This is a genomic window from Streptococcus sp. ELY_125, from assembly GCF_058314535.1.
In genome coordinates, this window is record NZ_JBZFUM010000005.1 from 83,924 (window position 1) to 110,385 (window position 26,462).

The 26,462-nt window shown below is 43.1% G+C and carries 26 protein-coding genes, 1 pseudogene and 1 riboswitch; of the genes and pseudogenes, 3 read left to right on the plus strand and 24 right to left on the minus strand.

Annotated elements, in window-relative coordinates; translation table 11 throughout:
- Positions 1 to 186: 186 nt before the first annotated feature.
- The 4 genes from AC4HAL_RS03725 to AC4HAL_RS03740 form a co-directional block, all read right to left on the minus strand.
- The gene (locus tag AC4HAL_RS03725; protein ID WP_491093042.1) at positions 187 to 1,203 is read right to left on the minus strand and encodes a diacylglycerol kinase family lipid kinase; all 1,017 of its coding nucleotides are present in this window, start codon (positions 1,201 to 1,203) and stop codon (positions 187 to 189) included.
- A 9-nt stretch (positions 1,204 to 1,212) separates the two neighbouring features.
- Positions 1,213 to 3,171: an NAD-dependent DNA ligase LigA gene (ligA, locus tag AC4HAL_RS03730; protein ID WP_491093043.1), complete on the minus strand. Its 1,959-nt coding sequence runs from the start codon at positions 3,169 to 3,171 to the stop codon at positions 1,213 to 1,215.
- A gap of 143 nt (positions 3,172 to 3,314) precedes the next feature.
- Entirely contained in the window at positions 3,315 to 3,815 is a 501-nt protein-coding gene (locus AC4HAL_RS03735; protein ID WP_491093044.1) for a QueT transporter family protein, read from the minus strand.
- A gap of 2 nt (positions 3,816 to 3,817) precedes the next feature.
- Positions 3,818 to 3,912: riboswitch (PreQ1 riboswitch) on the minus strand.
- A 184-nt stretch (positions 3,913 to 4,096) separates the two neighbouring features.
- Positions 4,097 to 4,498, minus strand: a complete 402-nt coding sequence (locus AC4HAL_RS03740) for an ABC transporter ATP-binding protein (protein WP_447453038.1) — start codon at positions 4,496 to 4,498, stop codon at positions 4,097 to 4,099.
- Between the two features lie 183 nt (positions 4,499 to 4,681).
- On the opposite strand from AC4HAL_RS03740, the gene AC4HAL_RS03745 reads away from it, so the two are divergent.
- Entirely contained in the window at positions 4,682 to 5,137 is a 456-nt protein-coding gene (locus AC4HAL_RS03745) for a GtrA family protein (RefSeq protein ID WP_491093045.1), read from the plus strand.
- A gap of 136 nt (positions 5,138 to 5,273) precedes the next feature.
- On the opposite strand, the gene budA is transcribed toward AC4HAL_RS03745, so the two are convergent.
- From budA to AC4HAL_RS03785, 8 genes are all read right to left on the minus strand, one after another.
- On the minus strand, positions 5,274 to 5,993 hold the full coding sequence (gene budA, locus AC4HAL_RS03750; RefSeq protein WP_491093046.1) for an acetolactate decarboxylase: 720 nt from the start codon (positions 5,991 to 5,993) through the stop codon (positions 5,274 to 5,276).
- Between the two features lie 24 nt (positions 5,994 to 6,017).
- Positions 6,018 to 7,694 carry an acetolactate synthase AlsS gene (gene alsS, locus AC4HAL_RS03755; RefSeq protein WP_491093047.1) on the minus strand — a complete coding sequence of 559 codons (1,677 nt, stop codon included), beginning with the start codon at positions 7,692 to 7,694 and terminating at the stop codon, positions 6,018 to 6,020.
- A 177-nt stretch (positions 7,695 to 7,871) separates the two neighbouring features.
- Positions 7,872 to 8,108 (minus strand): hypothetical protein, encoded by a 237-nt coding sequence (locus AC4HAL_RS03760; protein ID WP_491093048.1) that lies wholly within the window; start codon positions 8,106 to 8,108, stop codon positions 7,872 to 7,874.
- A 153-nt stretch (positions 8,109 to 8,261) separates the two neighbouring features.
- Entirely contained in the window at positions 8,262 to 8,501 is a 240-nt protein-coding gene (locus tag AC4HAL_RS03765) for a hypothetical protein (RefSeq protein WP_491093049.1), read from the minus strand.
- Between the two features lie 50 nt (positions 8,502 to 8,551).
- A complete protein-coding gene (locus AC4HAL_RS03770; protein ID WP_491093050.1) occupies positions 8,552 to 10,717 on the minus strand; it encodes a GBS Bsp-like repeat-containing protein in 2,166 nt (721 codons plus the stop codon).
- 205 nt (positions 10,718 to 10,922) lie between these two features.
- Positions 10,923 to 12,149 (minus strand): tetratricopeptide repeat protein, encoded by a 1,227-nt coding sequence (locus tag AC4HAL_RS03775; RefSeq protein WP_491093051.1) that lies wholly within the window; start codon positions 12,147 to 12,149, stop codon positions 10,923 to 10,925.
- A gap of 7 nt (positions 12,150 to 12,156) precedes the next feature.
- The gene (locus tag AC4HAL_RS03780; protein ID WP_491093052.1) at positions 12,157 to 13,305 is read right to left on the minus strand and encodes an AI-2E family transporter; all 1,149 of its coding nucleotides are present in this window, start codon (positions 13,303 to 13,305) and stop codon (positions 12,157 to 12,159) included.
- A gap of 8 nt (positions 13,306 to 13,313) precedes the next feature.
- Positions 13,314 to 13,796 carry an NUDIX hydrolase gene (locus tag AC4HAL_RS03785; RefSeq protein ID WP_447453030.1) on the minus strand — a complete coding sequence of 161 codons (483 nt, stop codon included), beginning with the start codon at positions 13,794 to 13,796 and terminating at the stop codon, positions 13,314 to 13,316.
- Positions 13,797 to 13,941: 145 nt separating this feature from the next.
- Between AC4HAL_RS03785 and AC4HAL_RS03790 the strand changes: the two genes are divergently transcribed.
- Positions 13,942 to 14,946, plus strand: coding sequence for a lactonase family protein (locus tag AC4HAL_RS03790; protein WP_491093053.1), 1,005 nt, complete (start codon positions 13,942 to 13,944; stop codon positions 14,944 to 14,946).
- 119 nt (positions 14,947 to 15,065) lie between these two features.
- Entirely contained in the window at positions 15,066 to 15,257 is a 192-nt protein-coding gene (locus AC4HAL_RS03795) for a hypothetical protein (protein ID WP_491093054.1), read from the plus strand.
- A gap of 16 nt (positions 15,258 to 15,273) precedes the next feature.
- On the opposite strand, the gene AC4HAL_RS03800 is transcribed toward AC4HAL_RS03795, so the two are convergent.
- The 12 genes and pseudogenes from AC4HAL_RS03800 to AC4HAL_RS03855 form a co-directional block, all read right to left on the minus strand.
- Entirely contained in the window at positions 15,274 to 16,374 is a 1,101-nt protein-coding gene (locus AC4HAL_RS03800) for an NAD(P)/FAD-dependent oxidoreductase (protein WP_491093055.1), read from the minus strand.
- A 9-nt stretch (positions 16,375 to 16,383) separates the two neighbouring features.
- The gene (locus AC4HAL_RS03805) at positions 16,384 to 17,208 is read right to left on the minus strand and encodes a ZIP family metal transporter (protein WP_447453026.1); all 825 of its coding nucleotides are present in this window, start codon (positions 17,206 to 17,208) and stop codon (positions 16,384 to 16,386) included.
- Positions 17,209 to 17,219: 11 nt separating this feature from the next.
- Positions 17,220 to 18,008: a Nif3-like dinuclear metal center hexameric protein gene (locus AC4HAL_RS03810; protein ID WP_491093056.1), complete on the minus strand. Its 789-nt coding sequence runs from the start codon at positions 18,006 to 18,008 to the stop codon at positions 17,220 to 17,222.
- Positions 17,995 to 18,684, minus strand: a complete 690-nt coding sequence (locus AC4HAL_RS03815; protein ID WP_491093057.1) for a tRNA (adenine(22)-N(1))-methyltransferase — start codon at positions 18,682 to 18,684, stop codon at positions 17,995 to 17,997. The genes AC4HAL_RS03810 and AC4HAL_RS03815 overlap by 14 nt, the downstream gene beginning before the upstream one ends.
- Before the next feature lie 206 nt (positions 18,685 to 18,890).
- Positions 18,891 to 19,580, minus strand: coding sequence for a DnaD domain-containing protein (locus AC4HAL_RS03820; protein WP_491093058.1), 690 nt, complete (start codon positions 19,578 to 19,580; stop codon positions 18,891 to 18,893).
- Between the two features lie 10 nt (positions 19,581 to 19,590).
- Positions 19,591 to 20,535: a homoserine O-acetyltransferase MetA gene (gene metA, locus AC4HAL_RS03825; protein WP_491093059.1), complete on the minus strand. Its 945-nt coding sequence runs from the start codon at positions 20,533 to 20,535 to the stop codon at positions 19,591 to 19,593.
- Positions 20,536 to 20,644: 109 nt separating this feature from the next.
- Positions 20,645 to 21,163: an adenine phosphoribosyltransferase gene (locus AC4HAL_RS03830; RefSeq protein WP_491093060.1), complete on the minus strand. Its 519-nt coding sequence runs from the start codon at positions 21,161 to 21,163 to the stop codon at positions 20,645 to 20,647.
- Positions 21,164 to 21,335: 172 nt separating this feature from the next.
- Positions 21,336 to 22,073 carry a cyclase family protein gene (locus AC4HAL_RS03835; RefSeq protein ID WP_491093061.1) on the minus strand — a complete coding sequence of 246 codons (738 nt, stop codon included), beginning with the start codon at positions 22,071 to 22,073 and terminating at the stop codon, positions 21,336 to 21,338.
- Positions 22,074 to 22,087: 14 nt separating this feature from the next.
- Positions 22,088 to 23,368, minus strand: coding sequence for an O-acetylhomoserine aminocarboxypropyltransferase/cysteine synthase family protein (locus tag AC4HAL_RS03840; protein WP_491093062.1), 1,281 nt, complete (start codon positions 23,366 to 23,368; stop codon positions 22,088 to 22,090).
- Positions 23,369 to 23,483: 115 nt separating this feature from the next.
- Complete coding sequence (gene pcrA / locus AC4HAL_RS03845; RefSeq protein ID WP_491093063.1) at positions 23,484 to 25,814, minus strand: DNA helicase PcrA; 2,331 nt, start codon at positions 25,812 to 25,814, stop codon at positions 23,484 to 23,486.
- Positions 25,815 to 25,957: 143 nt separating this feature from the next.
- Entirely contained in the window at positions 25,958 to 26,311 is a 354-nt protein-coding gene (locus tag AC4HAL_RS03850; protein ID WP_447453017.1) for a winged helix-turn-helix transcriptional regulator, read from the minus strand.
- A 35-nt stretch (positions 26,312 to 26,346) separates the two neighbouring features.
- A pseudogene (locus tag AC4HAL_RS03855) lies at positions 26,347 to 26,462 on the minus strand (IS30 family transposase); the annotation flags it as partial.

The following is a 26,462-nucleotide window of genomic DNA, read 5'->3' on the forward strand; positions in this document are numbered from 1 at the left end:
TGCTTCAACGACAGAAACTAAGTTTGTCTGACCCTCAGGTTAGGTCATAATTTTGGTCCTCACCACTCCATGATTGTAAAGCGGCAGCTCAAAACGCTCTCTTCCCAGAGCGTTTTAGACCATAAAAATGCTACGTCGCTCAGTCTGATTTTTTAAGTATTTGCTTTCGCTCAAATATTGATGAGCCTAATCATCGTCATCACCAAGTTCATCAACCTCGTGTGAGAATTTTTGAGCGATAGCTTCGAGAGCTAACTCTTCTGTATCGAGCTCCAGTGCATCATCAGAAATCTCATCTGCATCAGCATAGAACTCAATATGATTTTTGAGATTTTCCAGAGTAATTGGAGCATCACCACCGTATTCACCGTCTAGGTTAATCATCATACGCTCACTGGTTTGGGGTTCGATGACAATTTTACTCGTCTTAATATACTCAATACGCCGATCCCCGATATGCTTACCACCTTGAAGAAGCTTTCTGACTAAATGAGCAATATCAATCAGGTTGGCCGTCTTAATAATAATCAAGGTAAACATTCCATCATCAAGTTTCGCATCAGGAGCAATCGTTTCAAAACCACCGACTGAATTGGTAATAGCCGCAAAAATCATGGATGCTTCACCATCAAAAACACCCTGATCGTGGGTGATCTTGACAGGAGCCGTCCGAACACGAGGCAGGAGTTCTACCCCTTTTGCCAAATAGGCTAGATAACCAATCATCGTTTTTAGTTGGCTGGGGACACTGTAAGTGAGTTCAGTCAGCGTACCCGCTGCTGCAATATTAACGAAATAGGAATCGCCGTGCGCTTGACCAACATCCATCTGAATGGTTTGATTTTTCCCGATAACCTTGGCTGCTTCGATAGGCTTGCCTCTTGGAATCTTGAGCGCCCGCGCCAAATCATTAGTTGTTCCTGTTGGAATGATTGCCATCTGAGGGCGATTCCCCAACGGAGCAATACCGTTGACAACCTCATTAATAGTCCCGTCTCCTCCTGCCGCAATAACCAAATCAAAACCTGCTTGGGCAGCTCGACTCGCTTCGTTTTTGGCTGAGTCGGGATCTGGAGTCGTTTGAAAGGCAGAGGTCTCAAAGCCAAACCCTTCTAAAATATCCAGTACTTCGCCTACATTTTTTTTCATAATTTCTTGGCCTGATGTTGGATTATAAATCAGGCGTGCACGCTTTTGAGCCATCTTTTTCTCCTATAGGTTAATTAACCACTCTTCGTCCTGGACGGTAATCCCCAGTTCTTGAGCCTTACTCAGTTTAGAACCAGCATCTTCTCCCGCAACAACGATATCTGTTTTTTTAGAAACCGAACCTGTAATCTTGGCACCTAGCGCTTCTAACTTTTCTTTGGCCTGAGTCCGAGTCAGGTCGGTCAACTTGCCAGTTAGTACAATGGTCAAGCCCGATAACTGAGCATCTGCAGCCACTCGCTTACCTAGATAATCAAAGTTCAGTCCAGCTTGATGCAGCTCTGCCATTAGCTGCTGTGCTCCTGCGGTCGCAAAATAATCTTTGAGGGATTGGGCAAGAACCTGCCCCAGACTATCAATGGCAGCAATAGCATCAAAATCTGCCGCTATCAATTCGTCCAAGTTCCCAAAAGTTTCTAGCAATAGACGACTAGCCTTGGCACCGACATGACGAATTCCAAGACCAAAGAGGAGTTTTTCTGCCGAATTATCCTTGGAAGCCACAATTGCTTGATAGAGCTTTTGGGCTGATTTTTCTTTGAACCCTTCTAGATTAAGGAGCTTTTCTGGAGTCAACTGGTAGAGGTCAGCAACGTCTTCAACCAATCCTGCCTCATAGACTTTTTCAATATTTGACGGTCCCAGACCGGTGATATTCATTGCATCACGGCTGGCAAAATGAATCAGCTTTTCTTTAAGTTGAGCTGGGCAGCGTGGATTGACGCAGCGCAGGGCCACTTCATCCTCATAGTGGACCAGCTGACTCTGACAGGACGGACAATGTTCGGGGATTATCATAGGAACTTGGTCTGTTCGCTTATCTGTGACTACATTGAGTACTGCTGGGATGATATCGCCTGCCTTGTAGACCAATACCCTATCGCCGATGCGAATATCCTTATCCGCGATATAATCAACATTATGCAAAGTCGCTCGACTAACTGTTGTTCCGGCCAGCTGCACTGGTGTCAAATTAGCTGTCGGTGTCACAACTCCTGTTCGGCCAACTGTCCAATCAACTGAGAGAAGCTCTGCCTCTTTTTCCTCAGCAGGAAATTTATAAGCAATCGCCCAGCGAGGAGCCTTAACCGTAAAGCCTAACTCCTCCTGCATAGCTAGGCTATTAACCTTAATAACAATACCATCGATGTCGTAAGGTAGATCGTCGCGCTCCGCTTGAACGGTTTGTATAAAATCCCAAACATCCGCTATAGAAGAAGTTACAATACGTCGTTGATTAACAGTGAAGCCTAGCTTTTCAAAGCCCTCTAAAACTGCTTCTTGGGTCGCAAAATTGGTTTCTCCTGCTTCTTGATAGATGAAAGTAGCCAAGTTTCTCTTGGCCACTACAGCTGTGTCCAGCTGCCGCAGGGTACCTGCCGCAGCGTTGCGAGGGTTGGCAAACTCCTCCTGCCCATTTTCTCGCCGTTTGGCATTGATAGCATCAAAAGACACTCTGGGCAAATAGGCTTCTCCCCTTACCGTTATGGTGGAGTTATTAGGTAAGCTCAGGGGAATATCTTTGATGCGTTTGAGATTTTCGGTGATATTTTCACCAACAGTACCATCCCCACGGGTAGCTCCAATGACTAGTTGACCATTGCGGTAGCTCAGGGAAATGGACAGGCCATCAATCTTCAACTCTGCTAGGTAAGAGGCTTGGGGAAATTCTGACTTGATACGGCGGTCAAAATCCTCTAATTCTTCCCGAGAGAAGGCATCCTGTAAAGAAAAAAGAGGATATTCATGAGTATACTTTTCAAAGCCATCCAAGACCAGACCCCCAACACGGTGGGTAGGGCTATCTGGCTGAACTAAGTCAGGGTAGTGCTCCTCCAAATCAAGCAATTCACGATAAAGCTTGTCATACTGAGCATCGGAAACGCTAGGCTTGTCTTTGGTATAGTATTCTTTGGCATAGTGGTTTAACTGGGTAACCAACTCTTTGATACGATTTTCCATAATGCTATTATAGCACGAAATGAAGGGAGAATTAAGACAAAAAGCCTTCTAACTCCTCTTTGAAAACCAAAAATACGATCTTGCTGACTCCAGCTTGACATAAGCATTTGATTTTTTGAGTGTTAAAAGACTTTTACCCATCTCTATTGGTAGAGGTCAACACGTTTGGACAGAAGACTGATGAGGTAGCCACCGACTAGCAGGGAAGCGAATTCACCAACTGCTGTTGTAAACCAAGTTAAAAAGAAGGGAGCTTGAGCCACAAGGTGCAATTCAGCCGCAATAATAAACATGCTAGCTGAAAATAGGAGGCTGAAGTAGAAGAAAGCCTTGTTGTACCCCCATATAGTCTGATTCATATAGGACTTAAAGAGCCAAACACCTAGGCTGACAAAAATCAGAGTTTGACTGCTGCCAACGAGGACATCAACTAGACCAAAGCTATAGAAATTAGAAAGGGCACAACCTAAAGTTAGGGCAATAATATATTTTGGCTTGTAAAAGCCCAAAAAGTTTAGCATTTCCGATAAACGAAACTGATAAGCACCATAGCTAAGTACGTTAAAAGGCGGTAGAGCTGTAAAAACAAAGTAGAGGGCTGTTACAACAGCGATTTGCAGTAAATCACGAGCAGAAAATTTCATTAGATTAATCACTCCTTTAGGGGCATCCCTTATAATATGCTTGACGAAAGGATTAGAAGCGTCAAGGGCCGCAAGACAGCCTATCCAGTATAGCACAATCGACTGAAAAAAAGAAGCCAAGCTGTTTGAGCCTGACTTTTTCCTAACACGAAAAGAATTAAGCCGCACTCCCAAAATTAGACAAAAGTTCCAACAATTAGGGTGTTTTTCGACTCTTTGACTCTTTGAATGCCTTAAATAGATCGGTAGCTTGTAAGAAGCGAGGAACTGCTGGACTGTTTCTACTCCAAATAAACGGTTTTAACTACCTTCTCTTCCATGGTACAATAGGGGCGTTTAAGATGGTAGTCGCAATGAATGCCTGTATCAAATAAGGATCCTTCTTCTGTCACCAGGTATCGCCCTTGGTCACGGTAATTATTAAAGGGAGCAATGCCAGCGGTTGTTGTAATCGTAAAAATGATAAGGGACAGAACAGCTGCCAGAAAAAAGCTCTTCCACCAAGACAGCTTACCAAGGAGTAATAACAATAGGCTGGGACCCGATAAAAATAAAATAAGACCAATATGCATAATCCTTGTCTCCCAGAGCAAGCCAAAATCAGACAAGATGACATTTCCAATAAAAATGACGGCTAAACTGATGAGCCATAGAGCCAAAATCAGGGACTTCCAAATATTCACAATATCTATTCCTTTTTAATTGCTTGTTTAATCCCAGACTACACTAACAAAAACATAGTCAATGTAGCACTTTGTTTACTATTTCCTTTTCTTCCAAGTGTTTTAGGCCAATGACTCCTAAACTCAAATAAAACACTTATACTTATTCTAGCATAACCAGCCATTTTATGCTAAAGTATTTTTATGAAAAAAATTAAATCACTTATTATTTGGGCTTGGAATAACGAAGCCATGAAATACCTTTTTTTTGGCGGACTAGCTACTATGGTCTATATGATCAGCCGTTTTACCATCTTTTCGCTGACGACTATGCCTCTAGTATCCACTGTTTCGGCTAATGCCATCGCTATTATTTTTGCTTTTGTCACTAATGACATCTGGGTCTTTAATCAGGAGCGGTTAGGCTGGCCCAGTCGGTTTATCAAGTTTGTATCAGCCCGTTTGATCACTCTGGTGCTGGACTTTGGTATGACCTTTATCTTTGTTAAGACATATCCTCATATCGTCGGACAATTTGTAGGGGACAATATTCATGCCGTCGATACTATTGTCGGTGCGATTAGTCAGGTAATGATTATCCTGCTCAACTACATTTTTAGTAAACTTTTCATTTTCGACAACAAGAAAACAGCTGACTAATTTCGGTCAGCTGTTTTTTGTTATCTAATCATCATTATTCCTAATGCAGTCAGATTGAGGACGGAGAAGTTATAGTACTGTAATTCTTAAAATACAGTCGCTTTAGTGATATCAATTTCAAAAATAGTATTAGTTCTTATTCTGCTTTTTCAATGTCTTCTCTCAGCTCATCAACGTTTAATTTCGCAAAAAGGTAATCTCGATCCTGAACTGGAAAACGCTGATCCAGCTGATCAACAGGCCCCACTTCAACCGTACCATCTTCAATGATGAAGTCCATAACATGGCCACCAAAGGTTAAATCATTCGACAAGAAGTGCAAATGGTAGCCTGCTACACTTACGCCGTGAAACATTTCAGGCGTCCAGATACCAACAATGGTTCCAGAAATATTGTCAATGCTGTATTCAGGTTGCATAGTTGCCACTTGGGCAAATTTTTCCCCGCTTTGAGCCTTGGGAATCATGCGGACATGCATCTTTTTAAAGTGCCCTTTAATTTTTATGGAGCGAAAGAGGTTAACACCATCGTAATAGGATTCAATACGGTCTTCTAGCTCCTTATCTGTCATTTCAAAACGTTGGCGAAAAATGACTTCTGCTTGGTGAGGAACGACCGCTGCGTAGGGAACCTTGGCATCAAGCGGTACTTCAACTACTTCTGGTTTATCTCCAGATCCCTTAGCTTGATAGGCCTTGCCATCAAGAACAATCAGTTCACCATCAATAGAATCCAAGGTACCAATTCCCAAATCGCCGTGCTCTAAAAGTTCACCAATCGTCAAGGATCCCTCGTAGAGACCTGCCATAAGAGCACCCAGTGTATTATACTGAAACAGCTTAATCACATCAGCCATATCTGATCCCTCCTCTTTTTCTTTCTAATAAAATTCGTCTGGCAAAATCGTTTCGCCCAGCTTGATATTATCCTTGTAATCAATAGGAACATCAATTAAAACAGGCCCTTTCGCTGCTTCACTCAGAGCTTGCTTTAGAAGATGGTCAAAGGAAGCCTTACTGTCAGCGCGATAGCCCTTGGCGCCAAAGCTTTCAGCATATTTGACAAAATCAACTGCACCGAACTCAACACCAGATGAGCGACCGTATTTCATCTCTTCCTGAAATTCTACCATATTGTATTTACCATCGTTCCAGATAATATGGACAATAGGCAGTTTCAACCGGACAGCTGTCTCTAATTCTTGAGCAGAGAAGAGAAAACCACCGTCACCAGAGATAGAAACAACCTTGGTATTAGGACGTAAAAGGGCAGCAGCAATTGCCCAAGGCAGCGCGACCCCTAAAGTCTGCATACCATTGGAAAAAAGCAGGTGGCGAGCCTCATAGCTCTTAAAATAACGCGCCATCCAAATATAGTGACTGCCGACATCAACAGTTACCGTCATATCGTCCGTAACAGCTTCCTGCAGACTTTCAATAAGGTCCAGAGGATGAACTAAACCTTGTGGGGACTGACGGTCAAATTTCAGGTCTTCAACAACCTCTTTTTTGAGATTTTGTAAATATTCAACAGACCCCTCTGGCAGACTGTAGCCCGAAACAGCAGGGAGTAAAAGCTCAAGTGTCTCTTCAATATTACCAACGAGCTCACGCTCCGGCTGAAAATAGGTGTCAATTTCCGCCGGTTCAACATCAATCACAATGATACGCGCTGAGATTTCAGCATTCCAGTTGCGAGCCTCATATTCAATTGGATCGTAGCCAATGGCGATGACTAAATCCGAACGTTTCAGCAACATATCACCAGGCTGGTTGCGAAAGAGACCAACACGGCCAAAGAAGGTTTCTTCTTCTAAATCACGAGAAACAATACCAGCTCCTTGGAAGGTCTCAACCACTGGCAACTTAACTGCCTCTAAGAGACGTCGAACAGCTCCTGTCACTGCACTGGTTGAAGCACCATTCCCTAAAAGGAGGACGGGCAGGGCAGCATTGCGAATAGCCTGAGCCAAGTAATTAATATCATCAACTGAGGCTGAACCCAATTTAGGGTCTGTCAAAGGTTTGATAGCCTTGACAGAAACAGGGCTGTCTGTAACATCCTGCGGAATCGATATGAAACTAGCGCCAGGTTTACCAGATTTAGCATAGCGATAAGCATTCGCTACAATTTCTGAAATGGTATTAGGTTCATGAATTTCAACCGCATATTTAGTAATTGGAGACAGCATAGCCACGTTATTCATGGACTGGTGAGAGCGTTTCAGCAGATCAGAGCGCTTAACTTGACCACCGATGGCTAGGACAGGATCACCTTCATCTGTAGCTGTCACCAGTCCAGTCGCCAGATTAGAGATACCAGGACCTGAGGTCGCAATCACAACCCCCGGTTCCCCAGTAATCCGACCAACTCCCTGAGCCATAAAAACAGCATTTTGCTCATGGCGGGCAACAATGAGTTCAGGTCCCTTATCTTCCAAGGTATCAAAAACACGGTCAATCTTAGCTCCTGGAATCCCAAAAACATAAGGGACATTGTGATTAATAAGACTGTCAATCACCAAATCTGCACCATAATTTATAGCTTCTTCTGCCATCTACCTACCTGACTTTCTACTCAATTGAAAAGGAAGACCTGTGATCTTACTGAAAAATTTCACAAAGTTTTCCTCATACTTCTGTCTAATATAAACCAATTATAGCACGTTTTTCAGCAATTTCCACAGCAAAGTATTGTGAAATAATGAGCAAATATTTGCTAGGATATCTTTCCTTTAGGAATTTTCCTGCCTAGTACCTTTCACTTTCATCTTGTTTTTAGCCAGCATTCCCATGCTGGAAACAATTGCCACCAAGCTGATAAAACTAATTTTATATCGTTTTAAACTGATATTTGCCTTTCCTGCTGCAAGCACTACTGCTATTTGGAAAAAATTAGGGAATCTTTTATACCGTAAGCTAGCAATCCTTGCAAAAAGAGCAGAAACAAGCTGATTTCCCTGAGAAATCACTAGCCTGAATCTACTCTTTTAACTTTTTATATCCTTTTGTCAGTACATTTGGTGATTGCTGTTTTAATTTTATACTACAGGAACAAGAGAATTGGTCGGTTACCGTGATGAAAGGAGTTGTCATAGCCAAATTATCCTTCCAATGAGTGCTCGCTATACGAGGGGGCAAGAGGATACCAACGGCTCAACTATAGGAGTAGCCCTATTCCAAATTACTCTTGCCAAACTTAAACCAGAATTATATACTTCTTTAGCTTCTTGTCCAATATAGCAAATGGACATGACGCGTCCATAAAGTCGGTCAATAGCTTTCCTACTTAACTGATAGCGAACGATAAGACCATACCGATGGGCATCATCTTTGAGCCATTGACTAGCCGGACCATCTCTCAAAAAGTCGCCTCCCTTATCTGTTAAGTCATAGGTGAGTCTGGAACCTAAACTTACTGAGGTGCAATATTAATATATCGACGGATACCGCTGTAGGACATATAGCTAATCCATTGCTGGCCATCAGCCTCTAGCGTTTTGTCGTAGTGCACACTTTCGCCTTGGTTGAAGTAAAATTGAATTGGGCTTGATAAATCAGCTTGATTCCTAACTTCTGTACGCTTCGCAAAGGTATAGGTTCCTTGGTTAGGAAGGGCAGCTCGACCAGAATTAGAAGCAGCTACTCTGTTCTGAGCGCCAGCAATCCCCACCATTTGACCATCGTCTTCAACATAGTAGAGGTGAACCTGATAAAGCCCCGTCTCATTTTTATGTTCAGAGCGTTTGACAGTCACTTTGTAAGTACCATCGCCTTGTTTAACACCGTCATACCAAATAAGGTCATCTTGGTCATTCTTATCTGTCCAGACAGGAACCTTAACGGCCTTAAGGCCCTTGCTGTCAGAAACATTGGAAACAATGATATCAAAGTCACCGTTGGCTTGATTGCTGAAAGAAAGAGTGCCTGTTCGGGTAATCTGTGGTTCAGTTTCTGCTTCGACGGTATGCTGAACACCTGCTACACCAATCATTTTACCATCATTTTCAACATAGTAGAGGTGGACAGCATAGCCGCCTGTTTCATTTTTATGGTCAGCCAACTTAACAGCAACCTTGTAGGTACCGTCGCCTTGTTTAACACCATCGTACCAAATAAGGTCATCTTGATCATTTTTAACTGTCCAGACAGGGACCTTGACCGCTAGCACACCATTGTTATCAGAAACATTGGAAATACGAATATCAAAACCTTGAGCAGTTTGATTTTCAAAACTGATTTGACCAGTTGCTTTGGAGTCAGATTTTTGGGGATTAGATGGGACAGCCAGCTGATCCAGCATGACATAGCGACGCACACCGCTATAGGAGATATAGCTGATCCAATTATAACCATCAGCTTTAATACGCTTGTCGTAGTTGATACTTTCTCCTTTTTTAAAGGTAAAAGCTGTTGCAGCACTGGCTTTCAGTTCATTTTTAACTTCTACTTCTCTATCAAAAGTATAGCGTTCAAGAGCTGGCAGCGTTATTTCACTGTTATCTGAGACATTTGGAGCTGGTACTGTGGCTTGAACCGCACCAACAGGCACAACTTGACCATCGGTTTCTTGATAGTAGACATGTACCTGATAGGTACCAGCTTCACCCTTATGATTGCTGGTTTTGACAGTTAACTTATAACGACCGTCAGCCTGTTTAGTAGCATCGTACCAAATGAGGTCATCTTGATCATTTTTTTCTGTCCATGTAGGAACCTTGACCTTAGCAAGACCATTGCTGTCGGAAGCGTCACTAATGATGACATCAAATCCTTGCGCAGTAATATTTTCTACCTTAATGTTTCCCGTCACCTTGGCATCAGCTTGTGGAGCCGCTTGGCTAACTAACTTGGCGATATTGGCATAGCGACGAATACCGCTATAAGATCTGTAGCTGATCCATTGATAACCATTTTGGTTCAGCACCTGATCATAGAAGACTCTGTCACCAGCATTGGCATAAAATACCAGCGGGGCTGACGGATCTGGACTGTTGCGTACCTCTGTTCGCTCTGGATAGCTATAATAGCCTTGGCTCGGAATATCTTTTCCACCAGTGACCACTGTTGTCGAAGCGTCCGCTCTGGTAATTGCAGCTGCCTTAGTCTCCGGTGCTTGGCGAGCTGCTACCGAACTAACAGCAGGAATTTCTGTTTGTTTGGCAGGAATTTCGTCTGTCTGCGTACCGACGTCGACCTTTGTAAACTCTTCGCTAGCTTGTCCTCTTTCTGGGATAGCATCGTTTCCAGCCACTACATTTATTGGCTCTTCGCTCTCTATAGTTTCAACGGCTGCTGGAGCTTGAGCAGGGGGTTGTGCCACAGTTGATACATCACCAGCAGTTATACCATCTGGGGCAATCACTGTCACCGTATCATTAGCAGCAGTTACATCGCTATTATTTGCCACATGTATCTGAAGCGCTAGATCTTGCTGCTGCGGTGTTGGGAGTGCCTGCTCATCTGCTAGTGCATAGCCACCCATCATAAGACTAGCCCCAATAACAACAGAGGCCGCTCCGAATGAATATTTCCGAATAGAAAAGCGCTCTCTCTGATTCCATGCCCAATCTTTTTTCATAATAGTGACTCCTTTCATCCGAACACATCTTTTAATTTTGTTATCTTAATTATAGAAAAATATGAAAGCGCTGTCAACATATTTTTGTAATATTTGTAATATACCGTAATATTTTTGGTTCCAAATTCCGTTAAAAGGCGTTCAAAAAACCAGAAGAGCAGCTGCAATCTTCTGGTTATAGTTGTTTCTGGTTTATTGACAAGGACTAATCTTCCAAGAACTCAGTCATGTTGAGGTCATCGGGGACTAATTCCAAATAGCGGCTAGCAATTTGGTAGGCTCTGTCACGGTAGCCAAATTCACGCAAGATATAGGCATAGTCCTGCAAGAATTCAGGATTATCCTTAAGATCCTCTGCAATCGCCTCAAAATACCTCAGGGCCTCTTCTTCTTTCTCAAGGGCCTGGTAAGCCTTGGCTAAATTCCACTTGGTTAAGACATTGTCAATCTCCTCCTGCTCTAAGGCGACAACTTCTTCATAGCGTTCTTCTTCTAGGTAGAGATTGGACAGGCGCATTAAAACATCTTCTAAATCCTCCGCTAGGTCTTTGGCGGTCAAAAGATAGCGTTCAGCTGCCTGAAAATCATGGTTTTCGTAAGATAGTTGAGAGGCTAAAAGCAAAAGCTGGCTGTCAAAATCATTCTTAGCCAGTCCTTGCTGAGCTAATTTCAGAGCTTCTTCAATTTTGTGTTCTTCATGAAGAGAGAGGGCGTAGATGTACTCATATCCTTCAAAATCAGGGTTTATAGTATCTAGCTGCTTAAAATAGAGATTGGCCTTTTGAAATTCTTCTTGATCATAAAGCAGCGTGGCCAATTCAAAAACAGTTGCATCATCATATTCAATCTCAACAGCCATCTCCAGAAACTCGATGGCAACTTCAAATTCGCCCATATCTGCGTAAGCATGACCAATTCGCTGGTAAGTGGAGACGCCTGTCATCTCTAAGGTTCTTCGACAGTCCAATTCGGCATATTCTCGGATTGCTTGCTGTAAATTCCCCAGCTGATAGTCCAATTCTGCCAAGCCAAATATCACTAAGGGATCATCGCTGAGTTGACGAGCTTCCAACATTTTTTCACGCGCAACGTCACTCAATCCTTCCATATCATAAAGATCAGCCATAACCAGCAGAGCCGATAAATAATTATCATCATTTTTATCAATGGTATCTAGATAGAGAAAGGCTTCTTCAATTTGCCCATCTTCAGCAGCAATCTGAGCTAGATTAATGTTAACATCAGGATAGTCTCTGCGCTCCTTCAGATAAATTTCTTTGGCCTGCGGTAGAAAACCGATCCCTTCTAAATACTGAGCCAGAGATAGAAGAGTTTCGTCATCATCCTCTTCCAGAGCTCGTTTGAAATATTTATTGGCATGCTCCAAGTCTTGTTGATCAATGGAAGCAATCATTTTTTCACTATTTAACACACTTACGTTACTCACTTTCTTCATAGAGTCCGCTAAAATCACGATACCATTCAAAGATTTCTTTGATGACAACCCTGATTGAAGCATAGATTGGAATACCAAGCAGTACACCCCAGACGCCAAAGACCGAGCCTGACGCTAAGAGAATAAAGAGAATCATAATAGGATGGATACTGAGCTTATTTCCCAGAACCAAGGGAGAGACAAAGCGGCCTTCGACAGTCTGCTCAATAGCAAAGACTATAGCGACCTTGACCAGCATCCATGGACCTTCAACCAAAGCTAAGATAACAACGGGAATCATAGCGACAAAGCTCCCTAGGTAAGGAATCATATTAAGAAAACCAGCCAATATTCCGAGAGTCACTGCATAGCGCAGACCGATGATGCTAAATAAAATAGAAAACATGATGCCGACGATAATGGCCACAGTTACTTGCCCCTGAACGTAACCCTGCCACTGAGAATTGATATCACTCAAAATACGAGAGCTGGGTGTACGCCATTTGACTGGAATCGTCTTTAAAATATTTTCTTTTAGTTTATCACTGTCGCGCAGAAGATAGAAAACCACGAAGGGAGCCATGATAATGGCAATGGCTACCTTGGCAACAGCACCGGCAAAGTCACCGGCCCAACTGACAATATTCTTAGAGAAATTCTCAGCATAGTCAACAGCTTTATCACTGTAGTTGTTCACCCAGTTTTCTACCTGCGGTCGAATGAAAGCTAAACGGTTGTTATCTAATATTTCATTAGCCTGACGCTCAACACTTTTAACATATTGTGGCAGATTATTAATAAAAGACATAATCTGTTCCTGCAACATAGGAAAAAGACTGGAACCTCCCCAGAATAAAAGTCCTGCCAAAAGCGTGTAAACCAGAGTGATAGACCAAGTTCGGCTGGTTTTAAAATGATACTCAATAAATCGGACAAGAGGTTTGAGCAAGTAGTAAAGGAGGACAGAGATAACAATCGGCAGCATAACAACCGCTACAAATCTTGCCGCAGCAGCAAAAATGAAGCTGATTTGGGTCAAGAGATAGAGAGTCAGAAAGGTAAGTAATAAAACCAAAAGAGCACTGACAAAACGATTGTCAATAATCCACTTGTAGAACCAGCTATCATAAAATTTTCCTGTTTTTTTATCCATTATTGCTCCTATCTCTTGTAAAATTGGACACTTTTATCAATGAGCTGACCTGATCGGTCGTAACTAAACTTAGCTGAAAAAAATGGCTTGTCTTCTAAAATCCATTTAAAGAGTTCATAGTCACCTTCCCAAGTTGGCTTGGACAGAACCTGATCGTAAGGAACCCATTCCAGTGTGCCTTCACGGGATTCTTCATCAGAAATCAAATCACCTTCAAAGTCTGTAACCTTAAAAACATAGGTATACCAGTCGTGCCCTGGGGTGAATTCAGGAAAGGTAATCATTCCTTTAAAATCCATCTCCTTAACAGTGAGATGGGTCTCTTCAAAAATTTCTCGTCGGGCACACTCTTCAGGTGTTTCCCCCACTTCTAATTTTCCGCCAACAGAAATCCATTTGCCCTCATGCACATCATGGGGCTTTTTATTGCGCAGCATCAAGAGTAGTTCTTGGCCGTTATCAATATAACAAATGGTGGCTAGTTTGGTCATACTTGCCCTCTTTCACAGTCTTTGCCCCTATTTTAACAAAAAAATGCTATAATTTCTTTGTAGAAATAGCCTTCAAAGCCTTTGGTTAATGAAAAGCTTCAATAAGTAGATTAATACAGAAAACAAAGAGGTAAAAGGGGACTATATGGAACAAATTTATTTTGGAACCTATACAAAACGAGAATCGCACGGCATATATCGAGCTGACTTTGATAACCAAGCAGGACACCTGACTAATTTACAACTGCTGGCGGAGGTTAGTAATCCTACCTACCTTACCAAGACTAAGGATGGCTGCCTCTACAGCATCGCTAGCAAAGAGGGACAAGGTGGAGTAGCTAGCTTTGGAGCTGACTTTCATCCTCTTAATCATGTCCTCGAAGACGGTGCTGCTCCTTGCTATCTTGGAAGCGACGATAAGCGCGGTTTGGTCTTCAGTGCTAACTACCACACTGGCCAGGCTCTTATTTATAAACGGCAAACGGATGGACAACTTAGTTTAGTCAACCGTATTATTCATCAGGGTTCCGGGCCTCACCCGCACCAAGATCACGCTCGAGTTCACTTCGCTGATCTAACACCAGACCGCTATCTATTGACCTGCGACTTAGGTACCGATGAACTGACGAGCTACGCGCTGAATGATACGGGACAGGTACAACCAATCAATAATTTCCAGCTGGTATCAGGATCTGGCCCTCGCCACGTGATTTTTCACCCTATTTTCAAGCATGCTTTTGTTGTCTGTGAACTGAACTCAACCGTACAAAATCTCATTTACCAAGGCTGCGGAAGCTTCGAGAATTTCCAATCCCTCTCGAGTATTCCTAAGGGCTACACTGCCTTCAATGCTCCGGCAGCAGCTCAAGTAACCCAAGACGGGTGGTTCCTCTACGTTTCCAACCGCGGTCATAACTCTATTGCCTGCTATCAGTTTACTCTTGATGGCTACCTTCATCTTATCGATATCGTTCCTACTCATGGACAGACACCAAGAGATATAAGTTTAACCAGCAGCGAAGACTACTTACTGGTTCCCCATCAGGATTCAGATAATGTAACTGTCTTCAAACGTGATAAGAAGACTGGACACTTAAATGAAGTGAGTCATGACTTCCGCGTACCGGAGGCTGTCTGTGTGATCCATTAACTTGTTGCTTCGCCCTGCTTAAGCAAGTTCGGCAGAGCAACTGATAAGCAGATTGATTTGATATTTTAAAGATGTATGATTTAATAAGGGTAACGTATAAGGAAGGCAGGTTACTAGATATGAACCCAGCAGAACTTTTTAACCAAGTAAAGGACTTAATTGCACAGAAAGATTTCTCCACAGCTCAGCAGTTTATTGATGACCATAAAAATGATTTGGGGGAATACTTTGAGCAAGCTCAGGGACTGTTGTCAAATGTCCAAGGTGCTGACGGTATACTCGATAAGCTCAAAGGTTTCTTTGGCAAATAACTAAAAAAACTGGGGCCTAAGCTTCAGTTTTTTTGATATAGTTCTGAACTGGATAGGCAGCGCTGTCTAATTCGCCTTGCCGTTCCATTAAAAGGGAGACTAGTTCTTTAGCTATCAGAGGACCGGTTGTTAAACCAGATGAGCCTAAACCGCTGGCAGCATAGACCCCAGGCAAACCGGGAACTTGACCGTAAAAAGGCGCAAAATCGCTGGTATAGGCACGTGTCCCCACTCGTTCGTCAACTCGCACAGCCTCTGCTAACTTAGGGAGATATTTCAAAGCTTCTTCTTCCAAGCCGGCTAAAATAGCTGAATCAGCTGTCAAATCATAGCCCTTATCATTTTCATGACTGGCTCCCACTGAAATCTGACCAGCTTTAAAGGGAATAATGTCCAATTCTCCTTCTGGCATAACCACTGGCAGCTCCTGTGTTTCCCAACCATCAAAAAAGTAATCGCGCAGCTGACCTTTCTGTGGATAGATATCAACTTTATATCCTAAGGGTTCTAATAAGGCTGGCAACCAAGCACCTGTAGCCAAAATGACACGATCAAAGTGCTGGTTAGCAATTTCATAACCGCTTCTTTTGAGAGTTAAGTCTACCTGTTCCTTAATTAGATGACAGCCACTAGCCTCCAACAAGGTCGCTGTCAGACTTGCCCCTTCTACTCTAGCTCCACCAGAAGCAAAGAGCAGCTGCTCAACTCCCTGTAAATCTGGAAAATGCTGCTGCACCTCTTCGCGTCCGAAGAGCGCTAACTGACCGATCAGAGGTGACTCTTTCTTACGCTTTTCTGCCAGCTCCTTTAGCTCTAGGATTTTTATTACCTGTTTCTTCAATACGAAAACACCAGTCTGCCGATAAAAATCTGTCTCAAAGCCATCCATCTGCAAATCAGCAATCAACGTCTGGTAAAAATCTGCCCCCAAACGAGCTAGTCTATACCAAGCTTTATTGCGACGTTTAGAGAACCAAGGGCTGATAATACCAGCGGCAGCCTTGGTCGCCTGCCCTTCCCCGTCATCAAAAACGCTAACCTCAAGGCCTGCTTCCTTAGATAGATAATAGGCCGCTGTTGAACCAACGATACCGGCTCCAATAATAGCAACTTTCATGCATTCCTCCTATCCAAGAGCAACATCCATGACCATCATAATAACAAAGCCCAACATCAACCCCAAAGTAGCGATGTCGGTATTGCCATTGGTTTGTGATTCGGGAATCAGCTCTTCCACTACGACGAAGATCATAGCCCCTGCAGCAAAGGAAAGAGCATAAGGCAAAATGGGCATCATCAGCATGACAAGTCCCGCTCCCAAAACCGCTCCGATTGGCTCGACAATAGCCGACATAGAACCCAGATAGAAAGCTCTGAGTCGAGATTCCCCATCAGCCCGAATAGGGATGGACAGGGCAGCTCCTTCTGGAACATTTTGCAGACCAATTCCAACGGCCAAACCAATAGCCCCTAAAAGAGCGGCTTGACTAGCATTACCACCTGCTAGTGCCCCAAAGGTAACCCCGACAGCTAAGCCTTCTGGGAAATTATGGATGGTAATTGCTAAGAATAAGAGAGCCGTTTTAGATAGTTTCTTTTGAGGCTTTAATCCTTCTGCCTGACTAACATCCTTCTTATCAAGGTGGAGATGGGGGACCACTGCATCGATCAAGCGCAGCATAAACCCACCAAATAAAAAACCAACAGCTGCCGGTATCCAGGACCAGTTGCCATAGTCTGCTTGCGCATAAGAAATAGAAGGCTCTAAAAGCGACCAGAAAGAGGCAGCGATCATCACTCCTGCAGCAAACCCCATCATAGTATCTAACAGACGACGGCTAATATTTTTAAAAAAGAAAACAATCGCAGCACCGATAATCGTACATCCCCAAGTAAAGAGACCAGCTAAGAGAGCTAGTACAACAACATTTTGCGATAAAAGCCAATTCATAACAATAACTCCTAAAGATGACTAAAAGGATTAGTTGATATCTGACTAGGGATTAGCTCAATATTCCAGCCTTCCTCAGCCGCCCAGACTGTCATCTTTTCAACTAATCTTTCAATAAAGAGAGCTTCAATATGATGTCCTGGATCAATTGCCAAAAGACCGTCAGTAATCATATCTTGAGCTGTATGATAGTAAATATCTCCTGTAATTAGAACCTGAGCACCTCTGGTAAGGGCATCGCGATAAAAACCTTGACCACTGCCGCCGCAGATAGCAACTCTGTTAACTTCCGGATTAGAACCAGCATAGCGAACTAACCGCACACTATCCAGATTAAAGGTTGATTTCACCTTAAGTGCCAACTCCTCCAGCGACAGAGGTCGAATATTGCCAACGCGGCCGATACCATAGCCAGCAACTGTAGGTGTCAGTATTTCTGTATCTTCAATCTCTAGGAGATCACAAAACCAATCGTTCAAACCATCTGGTACCACGTCAATATTCGTATGGCTGACATATACTGAAATATCATGTTTAACAAGCTCCAGCAAAATATCTGTCCTAGGACTGCTAACCAAATCCTTCAAGGGGCGAAAAATAGGAGCATGCTTAGTCACAATCATATCAACATTTCTTTCAATTGCTTCTGTGACCGTGGTCTCGCGAACATCTAACGTTACCATCACACGTTTGATGGTTTTATCTAAGCTGCCCAACTGCAACCCTGAAATATCGCCTTCCATTGAGAGGTCCTGCGGACAGTAGCTCTCATATTTTGCAATAAAGTCACTCGCCTTCATAACTGATAGCCTCCTTAATCGCTTCTATTTTCTGCTGAATGTCCCTGCGGTCGGTCTGATTAGTTTCAGGAATCTGCTCCAGAGCCTTTTCCAGCTTCTGCAGCTCATTTTGCCAGCGCTCCTTAAAAACAGCCGCCCCCTCTTGCAAAAGGCAAGGTCCAAAGCGCAGCTCCTGCGGCTGTAGCTGCTGTCTGCCGTGCTCTGCTACAATGATTTCATAATACTTGTGATTTTCTGTCATGATTTTTTCAGCAAAAATTGTAAAACTATGCTGACTCAGCCAGTAACGCAGATCATCTTCGCAATTATTGGGCTGTAGAACTAAACGCTTGACATTATCCAATTTCTCTAGGCCTGCCGCTAGGATATCCGCAATCAGACGCCCCCCCATTCCGCAGATTGCTATCACATCAACAGCATCACTATCATCAAAAGCTGCTAGCCCATCAGCCAAACGAACATCAATCTTATCAGCGTAGGCTGATCCTTGAGCATTGTTTAGAGCCGACTGATAAGGACCTTGGGCAACTTCACCTGCGATCGCTGAACTAATTCGCTCCTGCTCCAAGAGATAAAGGGGCAGGTAGGCGTGGTCACTGCCAACATCTAATAGAATGCTGCCCTGAGGGATAAAGTCTGACACATCCCGCAAGCGCTGAGAAATATTGATTTCCATAAAATCCTTTCTTTTTAAATTACAAAGGTCGTTTATTGAGGGAGCTAGCCTGCTGAAGTAAAGAGCCAAGCCTTCCCGAGCGTTTTTTAGGCTTCAACGATTCTATTATAACAAAAAATGAGAGCCAACCCCACTGCTAGGACAGCGATCTATGGCTCTCATCACTTATATTACAAGCTTAGCCGTGGCTGGTCCATCAGCTCGATTTATTGGTCATCACTCCACACATTCATAGCATTGAGAAAATCATCTGATACTTGGACCTTAGCAGGGTTTGCCTGATCCCGTTCCTTCCTGCGTTCTTCAATCTGGCGAACAGTCGTAATGCCGTCGCGCATCCAGCGGCGTAAAATGGCTGTCAGATACTTCCAGTTGCGCTTACTATTGAAGATACTCTCTTTGAGAGCCTCCCGAATCAAATCTGGACTGATGCCATCTTCACGAACATATTTTTGAATATCTTCCAATTCAAATGGTGTCAACATCCAGCCCGATTTTTCAAAATCATTCAGCAGCACTTGAAGATCATTTGCGTTGTCTAAAGGCTCCGACGCTGCTGAATCCAGCTTGTCCTCACCTAGAAGAGCATCCAAGCGTTTGAGAACGGGACCGGCATCGAAAATGATATCAGTTTCACCGTCTAGCTCAATGGTTTTCATGACCAAAAGCTCCTGGTTGGTCAGATTACTGATGGCTTGATTAACCTCAGCAACTGTCTTGCCCAGAGCATCAGCGATACGGCTAGACGGCATTTCCTCAACCTTAGTCGTGTTTTGCAGATAGAAAAACTGCCAGATCAGGTAATCATCGCTGCTGGAAAAAATATCTTTGTAGTGAAAGAGTAAGCTGCTAGGCAAAACCAGATTGCCTGACTGATAATTCTCTAAAAAACTCATAATTCCTCTTTTATAAATAACCATAATAGGAGGCTGAATTTTCCAAATCCTCCAAATGGTAAGGTGTCTCTTGATAAACAGCATAATTGAGCCAGTTGGTAAAAAAGGTCGAAGCCGCTAAACTCCATCGCAATTCTGGAGTTCCACTACTGTCATTATTCGGAAAATAATTGACAGGCAAGGCCGGATTCTTATTAGCTTTTCTATCGCGCAGGTACTCTCTTTTCAAGGTATCTCTATCATACTCCAGATGCCCAAAGCTATATACCTCTCGCATATCACGGCTGGAAAGAATGGAAGGGCCCACTTCCTCTCCCCGTGCTAGGATCTGGAGATTAGTCTTACTATGGATATCAGCCTCTAATACCTCAGTATATCTGGAATGCGGCGATAGAAACTGATCATCAAATCCCCGCATCAGGGGCGATAGGTGTTCTGTCACCTGCTGAGAATAAATTCCCGATAGCTTGTGCTCCATTTTTACCTTATCAATACCGTACTTATAATAAAGGCCGGCTTGAGCTCCCCAGCAAAGATGCAGGGTAGAATAAACATGGTGCCGCTTCCACTCAAACATCTGACAAAGCTCATCCCAGTAATCTACTTGCTCAAAGGGCAACGTTTCAACCGGCGCTCCCGTGATAATCAGACCATCATAATAATCAGACTTGATGTCTTCAAACGTTTTGTAGAAGGTTTCTAAATGATCAGGTTTGGTATTTTTAGATTCATGGCTAGCCATATAGAGAAAATCTAAATTGATCTGTAAAGGGGTGTTTGACAGGTAGCGCAGCAACTGAGTTTCTGTCGCTTCCTTGGTTGGCATCAGATTGAGAACCAAGACCTTGATAGGACGAATATCCTGACCGCTGGCCCTTTTATCATCCATGACGAAGATATTCTCATTTTTTAAAATATCGACGGCTGGCAATTTCTTGTCTAAAGTAATTGGCATGAAAATATCCCCATTCTATAATAGTTTATTCCTATTATAAGGTAAGGGGATGGGCTTTTCAAATACAATTTTTCTTGATTAAGCTATAAAGAATAGCTATAGCTAATAGCTAGCCTGGGAAATTCATCAAAATTTTAGTATCGTAACCTTCAATCGCCCTGCGGCCATCTAAACCATCCAGCTCAATTAGGAAGGCACAACCAGCAACAACCCCACCGAGACGTTCAACCATTTCGATTGTTGCTTTAACCGTTCCGCCAGTAGCTAAAAGATCATCAACAATCAAGACCCTTTGTCCTGGCTTAATAGCATCGGCATGCATGGTCAAGGTATCAATACCATACTCTTTTTCATAGTCAGCAGAGATAACTTCCCGTGGCAGCTTGCCAGGTTTACGAACTGGTGCAAAACCGATGCCCAACTCGTAGGCTACCGGACAACCAACGATAAACCCGCGTGCCTCTGGTCCAACAACCATATCAATCTTTTTGTCTGTAGCGTATTGGACAATCTCACGAACAGCATAACTGTAGGCATTCCCATCAGCCATTAAGGGGGAAATATCGCGGAAGGTAATCCCTTCTTGTGGGTAATCTTTAATAGATGCAATATAATTTCTTAAGTTCATAAAAAATCTTTCTATCGGCTCTCAGCCAAAAATGTTTTACATTTCATTATAGCATAAATTGATATAAAAGATTTAAAAATTATCTTGAAGCATAGGCTTCAGCCCTCATCAAGAAGGCCTCAGCCTGAAATAGGGACGAAAAATTTGGTAGCCAAATTGACTACCAAATTTCTCATTGTTCAACATAGGCAAAGGCTCTGACAGGGGAACCAGTGGCTTTTTCCCAATGGGGATAACTAATAGCAATAAAGCTGCCAGTTGCTGGAACTTGATCCAAATTAGCCATGACTTCCAGCTGGTAAATGCCTTGTTCCAGAAGATAATATTCATTAAGGAGAGCTCCATTTTTAGCAGCCGTCTGACCACTATCGGTATCTAAGGTTTCATGTCCGAGGGCCTTAACCTTTCTCTCTTTGATGAGGAACTCCAGAACTTCCCGACTCCAGCCTGGCGTTTCTTGCACACCTTGAGCGTTGAGATTTCGGATAGCGTCTTGGTGGGGCCATCTTTTAGACCAGTCGCTCCGAAAAGCGATAAAGGCAGCTGCTTCTATCCTGCCATGTTTCTTTTCAAAATCTAAAATATCCTCTACCCCCACTTCATAATTGGGATTTTCAGCAACCTCTTTGGATAAGTCCAAAACATAAAGAGGCAAGAAAAGGTCTTCTAGGGGGAGTTCGTCCAGCCATTTACCTCCTTGCACAAAATGAACGGGGGCATCAATATGCGTGCCGTATTGACCGACCACTTTGAATTGTTGGACATGAAAGCCATCTTCAAGGGTAAAAATATCCCTTTTTTCAAGAGCTGGTAAGGCAGGGAAATGGGGACTGGTCTCTGAAATTTGATGGGTTAAATCAACTAATTTTGCCTGCTTAAAGATGGCAAAGGCTTCTTTCAGACTTACCATAAAAACCTCCCAAATTATATCTGTTTTAAAGCTTGATCCAAATCACTAATCAAATCATCGACATTTTCCAAACCGATAGACACACGGATTTGGTTAGGTTCAATACCGCAGGCAAGGAGATCCTCTGGACTCATCTGACCGTGAGTTGTGGTTGCTGGGTGTACAACCAGAGACTTGGCATCAGCGACATTGGCAAGATCTGAGAAAATATCCAAACTGTCAATCACCTTACGAGCAGCCTCCGCTCCTCCTGCGACATTGAAGGTAAAGATGGAGCTGGCTCCCTTAGGCAGATATTTTTGTGCCAATTCGTAGTAAGGACTAGATGGCAGACTAGCGTAGTTGACCTGAGTTACCTTGGGATGATTTTCTAGATATTCTGCAATTTTCTTGGCATTTTCAACATGGCGTTCCACTCGCAGAGACAAAGTCTCTAGTCCTTGTGTCAAAAGAAAGGCGTTAAAAGGGGAGAGACAGGCACCGGTATCGCGCAGCAATTGTGTGCGAACCGCTGTAATAAAGGCTGCTGCCCCGATATCACGGGTATAGCTGAGATTGTGATAAGACGGGTCTTCATCGACAAACTGCGGGAATTTGCCGGATTTTTCCCAGTCAAATTGACCCGAGTCCACAATTACACCACCGATAGAGGTACCGTGACCGCCGATAAATTTAGTGGCCGAATGCACAGCAATATCAACACCGTAAGAAAAAACATTGATCAGATAAGGGGTGCCAAAGGTATTGTCAACAACCAAAGGAATATTATGGCGATGGGCAATCTCTGCTAGTTTTTCAAGATCAGCAACGTTCCCTAAGGGATTTCCTAGGGTCTCAGCTAAAATAAACTTGGTATTGTCCTTGACAGCTGCTTCAATGGCTGCAAAATCGGCTACATCGACAAAGCTGGTCGTAATTCCATAGCGCGGCAGAGTTTCTTTGAGTAAGTTAAAAGTGCCACCATATACGGTAGTAGCCGATACAATGTGATCGCCAGCATGCGCTAAGGCAAGAGCCGTATAAGTAATAGCTGCCATGCCAGAGGCAGTCGCCAAAGCACCAACCCCACCTTCTAAAGCTGCCATCCGCTCTTCAAAAACAGCAGTTGTCGGATTAGTAATCCGCGTATAGATATTACCTTCTGTCCGTAGGGCAAAAGAGTCTTCAGCGTCCTGTGAATCATTGAAAACATAAGATGTGGTTTGATAAATGGGCAAAGCACGGGACTTGGTGGTCGGATCCACCGTTTGACCGGCGTGCAGCTGCAAAGTTTCAAATGAATAGTCTGTTGTCATAATCATTCCTCCATAGATATCATTAGGCCTATTTTACACCTAAAGCTTTTTATTGGCCAATAGTTATCTAAAAAGAAGAGCTATAGTTGATAACTATAACCTCTATCTTATTAGTTCATTCTCTCTTTTCAATCGGCGCTACACTGGCCAAAACCTTTTTGAGACCGATATCTGGAAACTTGATTTTAAGTTCTTGCGACTTGCCGCTGCCCGTCACCTCAAGTACAGTGCCATCTCCCCATTTTCTATGATGAGCGATATCTCCAATCTGCCAATCCAGAACTGGAGTTTCTGCCGCCTTTTGACCAACTGATAGGGCAGTTTGGGCAAATGGTAACGATGCTTCTTTTTTAGCAGTAGATGAAGGTGCCACTTGCGCTTTGCGATTCTGCAGTGCCTGAGCTAAGCTCATGCCTTGGCCAAAGGTCTTTTCTTCACCACCAGCATAAGTAGCTGAAAAAGCTGTGTTTACTGGCCGGGCCAATCCTTGATAATTCAGAAGTTCATCCGAAATTTCTTTAATAAAGCGGGTTGGGCGATTAAAACTAGACTTTCCAAAGAGGATACGGCTGTTAGCGTTAGTCAGGTAAAGCACTTGCTCAGCACGAGTAATCCCGACATAAGCTAGTCGACGTTCCTCTTCTAGCTCATCTGGATCTTCGCTCGCTCGATTAAGTGGGAAAACATTTTCTTCCATTCCAATTAAAAAGACAACTGGAAATTCTAATCCTTTAGCAGCATGCAGAGTCATAAGGGTCACTTCTGCAGTATCGGTATCACCTTCATCAGTATCAGCAATCAAGGCTAAATCATTTAGAAAGCGGCTAAGTTTTTCCAAGCCTGTTTCATCTTCGGGTGCTGCTTCCTGATTATCATCAAAATTTTTGGTGACAGAGAGAAACTCCTCAATATTTTCAATTCTCGCCTGACTTTCCAGTGTATTTTGCAGCTGCAAAGCCTCCATATAACCAGTCTTACCCAATACCTCTTCAACTAATTCTGTTAAGGTGTAGGTATCCAAGTCAGAGCGCAGTCCCAGTAGGATGCCAGCAAGAGTCAAAACTGCTTGAGCCGCCTTCCCCTTGATTCCTGAGAGCATGATCTGTTCAGAAGCCTCCAGCAAACTCATATTCTGTAAATTAGCAAAATCACGAATTTTCTCAAGGGTTCCGGGCCCTACTCCCCGCTTGGGTTCATTGATAATACGCTCATAACTGATATTATCCTGAGGATTGGCAATGACATTGAGGTAAGCAATGACATCACGGATTTCCTTACGGCTGTAGAATTTAGTTCCCCCGACCATGGTGTAAGGAATATTTGACTTAAGCAGGGCTTCTTCAATAGTACGTGACTGGGCGTTAGTACGGTAGAGGACAGCAAAGTCCTTAAAGTCCTTCTTGTTTTCACGTACCTGCTGGTCAATAGTAGCAGCTACAAAAACAGCCTCATCACGTTCATCATTGGCACGATAATAGACAATCTCTTCTCCATCTGCATTTTGTGTCCAGAGCTTTTTAGGGCGTCGGTTACGATTATTGTTGATCACATCGTTAGCTGCTTGCAAGATTTTCTTTGTTGAACGGTAATTTTCTTCGAGGAGAACCACCTTAGCCTCTGGATAATCCTTTTCAAAATCCAAGATATTTTGCATATCAGCACCGCGCCAACCATAGATAGACTGATCAGCATCTCCAACCACACAGATATTCTTAAAACGGGAAGCTAAGAGCTTAACCAGCTGGTACTGGGCATGGTTGGTATCCTGATACTCATCCACATGAATATACTGGTAGCGCTGCTGATAATAGGCCAATACATCAGGGTTTTTATCAAAGAGCCGCAAGGTCAACATGATTAAATCATCAAAGTCCATGGCCTCACTACGACGCAGCTCTTCTTGATAAGCTTTGTAGCACTTGGCAACAATTTGTGTGTACATATCACCAGCTTGGTTCTCGTAAGCGACTTCATCAAGCAGGTCATTTTTAGCATTGGAAATAGTTCCTAAAATCGCTCGTTCATTCCATTTTTTAGAGTCTAAATTCAAATTCTTGATGATACGCTTCATAAGGGTACGCTGTTCACCAGGATCCACAATCGTAAAATTACGATTGTAACCTATGTGATCGCCATCGCGGCGCAGGATGCGCACACACATGGAGTGAAAGGTCGCGATTAAGGTCTCTTGCGTAGCAGGGTTGAGCTGCATAGCCCGCTCTCTCATCTCACGCGCAGCCTTGTTAGTAAAGGTAATGGCCAGAATATTCCAAGGGTTGACCATCTTCTCATCAATAAGATAAGCAATACGGTGTGTCAGCACCCGTGTCTTCCCAGAACCAGCCCCAGCCATAATCAAAAGCGGCCCTTGAGTAGTTTTGACCGCTTCTGCTTGTTTGTCGTTCATTCCATTCAGTAAAGGATTCATGCTTTTCTCCTTATCCATTTTGCCCTAAAATTATATCACAATTGCATTTAAAAACCTACTATGTAAAAGCCGAAAAACATGCCAAGCAATAAGAAGTAACACCATATTTTACTACCTGATCAATGAACACATTCAATACTTCCCAAGAGTTAGATATACTTCTATAAATCATAGGGTTGCCAGTTTATTTCTTCGCCTAGTGCTTTACGCCGCCTAATATTTTCCTTTCCCCAGTGACACATAACATCAATAAGACTATTGGCTGTACGGCCATAATCTGTTACGGAATAGACAACTTTAGGAGGCATCTGCTGATAGTCCTTGCGGTGAACCAAACCGTCTCTTTCCAATTCTCTTAACTGCTGAATCAGCACCTTCTGTGATATTCCATCAATCAGCCGTTCTAATTCCAAGGTTCTTCTAGGCTTTTTCATCAGCAAGCAGATAATCAGAGCCTTCCACTTTCCTCCAATAACATCAAGTGTCGCTTCAATTCCAAGATGATAATTTTTCATAATCCTCTCCTCCACATTTTTCATTACTTAAATTGTCAAATTAAGTTGGACAGTTTCACCTGACTCAGAAAAACATGATAAGGTGTTTGATAATTTAGAGATTTTCTAGGAATCTTGTTTCTCCTATCAGCTATAGCTGATAAAATGGTTT

What these genes read in the sequence shown, in the direction of transcription:
- AC4HAL_RS03725 (WP_491093042.1), bottom strand. Translation starts at nt 1,203, where the DNA reads ATGGCTCAAAAGCGTGCACGCCTGATTTATAATCCAACATCAGGCCAA.
- ligA (WP_491093043.1), bottom strand. Translation starts at nt 3,171, where the DNA reads ATGGAAAATCGTATCAAAGAGTTGGTTACCCAGTTAAACCACTATGCC.
- AC4HAL_RS03735 (WP_491093044.1), bottom strand. Translation starts at nt 3,815, where the DNA reads ATGAAATTTTCTGCTCGTGATTTACTGCAAATCGCTGTTGTAACAGCC.
- AC4HAL_RS03745 (WP_491093045.1), top strand. Translation starts at nt 4,682, where the DNA reads ATGAAAAAAATTAAATCACTTATTATTTGGGCTTGGAATAACGAAGCC.
- budA (WP_491093046.1), bottom strand. Translation starts at nt 5,993, where the DNA reads ATGGCTGATGTGATTAAGCTGTTTCAGTATAATACACTGGGTGCTCTT.
- alsS (WP_491093047.1), bottom strand. Translation starts at nt 7,694, where the DNA reads ATGGCAGAAGAAGCTATAAATTATGGTGCAGATTTGGTGATTGACAGT.
- AC4HAL_RS03770 (WP_491093050.1), bottom strand. Translation starts at nt 10,717, where the DNA reads ATGAAAAAAGATTGGGCATGGAATCAGAGAGAGCGCTTTTCTATTCGG.
- AC4HAL_RS03780 (WP_491093052.1), bottom strand. Translation starts at nt 13,305, where the DNA reads ATGGATAAAAAAACAGGAAAATTTTATGATAGCTGGTTCTACAAGTGG.
- AC4HAL_RS03785 (WP_447453030.1), bottom strand. Translation starts at nt 13,796, where the DNA reads ATGACCAAACTAGCCACCATTTGTTATATTGATAACGGCCAAGAACTA.
- AC4HAL_RS03790 (WP_491093053.1), top strand. Translation starts at nt 13,942, where the DNA reads ATGGAACAAATTTATTTTGGAACCTATACAAAACGAGAATCGCACGGC.
- AC4HAL_RS03795 (WP_491093054.1), top strand. Translation starts at nt 15,066, where the DNA reads ATGAACCCAGCAGAACTTTTTAACCAAGTAAAGGACTTAATTGCACAG.
- AC4HAL_RS03800 (WP_491093055.1), bottom strand. Translation starts at nt 16,374, where the DNA reads ATGAAAGTTGCTATTATTGGAGCCGGTATCGTTGGTTCAACAGCGGCC.
- AC4HAL_RS03805 (WP_447453026.1), bottom strand. Translation starts at nt 17,208, where the DNA reads ATGAATTGGCTTTTATCGCAAAATGTTGTTGTACTAGCTCTCTTAGCT.
- AC4HAL_RS03810 (WP_491093056.1), bottom strand. Translation starts at nt 18,008, where the DNA reads ATGAAGGCGAGTGACTTTATTGCAAAATATGAGAGCTACTGTCCGCAG.
- AC4HAL_RS03815 (WP_491093057.1), bottom strand. Translation starts at nt 18,684, where the DNA reads ATGGAAATCAATATTTCTCAGCGCTTGCGGGATGTGTCAGACTTTATC.
- AC4HAL_RS03820 (WP_491093058.1), bottom strand. Translation starts at nt 19,580, where the DNA reads ATGAGTTTTTTAGAGAATTATCAGTCAGGCAATCTGGTTTTGCCTAGC.
- metA (WP_491093059.1), bottom strand. Translation starts at nt 20,535, where the DNA reads ATGCCAATTACTTTAGACAAGAAATTGCCAGCCGTCGATATTTTAAAA.
- AC4HAL_RS03830 (WP_491093060.1), bottom strand. Translation starts at nt 21,163, where the DNA reads ATGAACTTAAGAAATTATATTGCATCTATTAAAGATTACCCACAAGAA.
- AC4HAL_RS03835 (WP_491093061.1), bottom strand. Translation starts at nt 22,073, where the DNA reads ATGGTAAGTCTGAAAGAAGCCTTTGCCATCTTTAAGCAGGCAAAATTA.
- AC4HAL_RS03840 (WP_491093062.1), bottom strand. Translation starts at nt 23,368, where the DNA reads ATGACAACAGACTATTCATTTGAAACTTTGCAGCTGCACGCCGGTCAA.
- pcrA (WP_491093063.1), bottom strand. Translation starts at nt 25,814, where the DNA reads ATGGATAAGGAGAAAAGCATGAATCCTTTACTGAATGGAATGAACGAC.
- AC4HAL_RS03850 (WP_447453017.1), bottom strand. Translation starts at nt 26,311, where the DNA reads ATGAAAAATTATCATCTTGGAATTGAAGCGACACTTGATGTTATTGGA.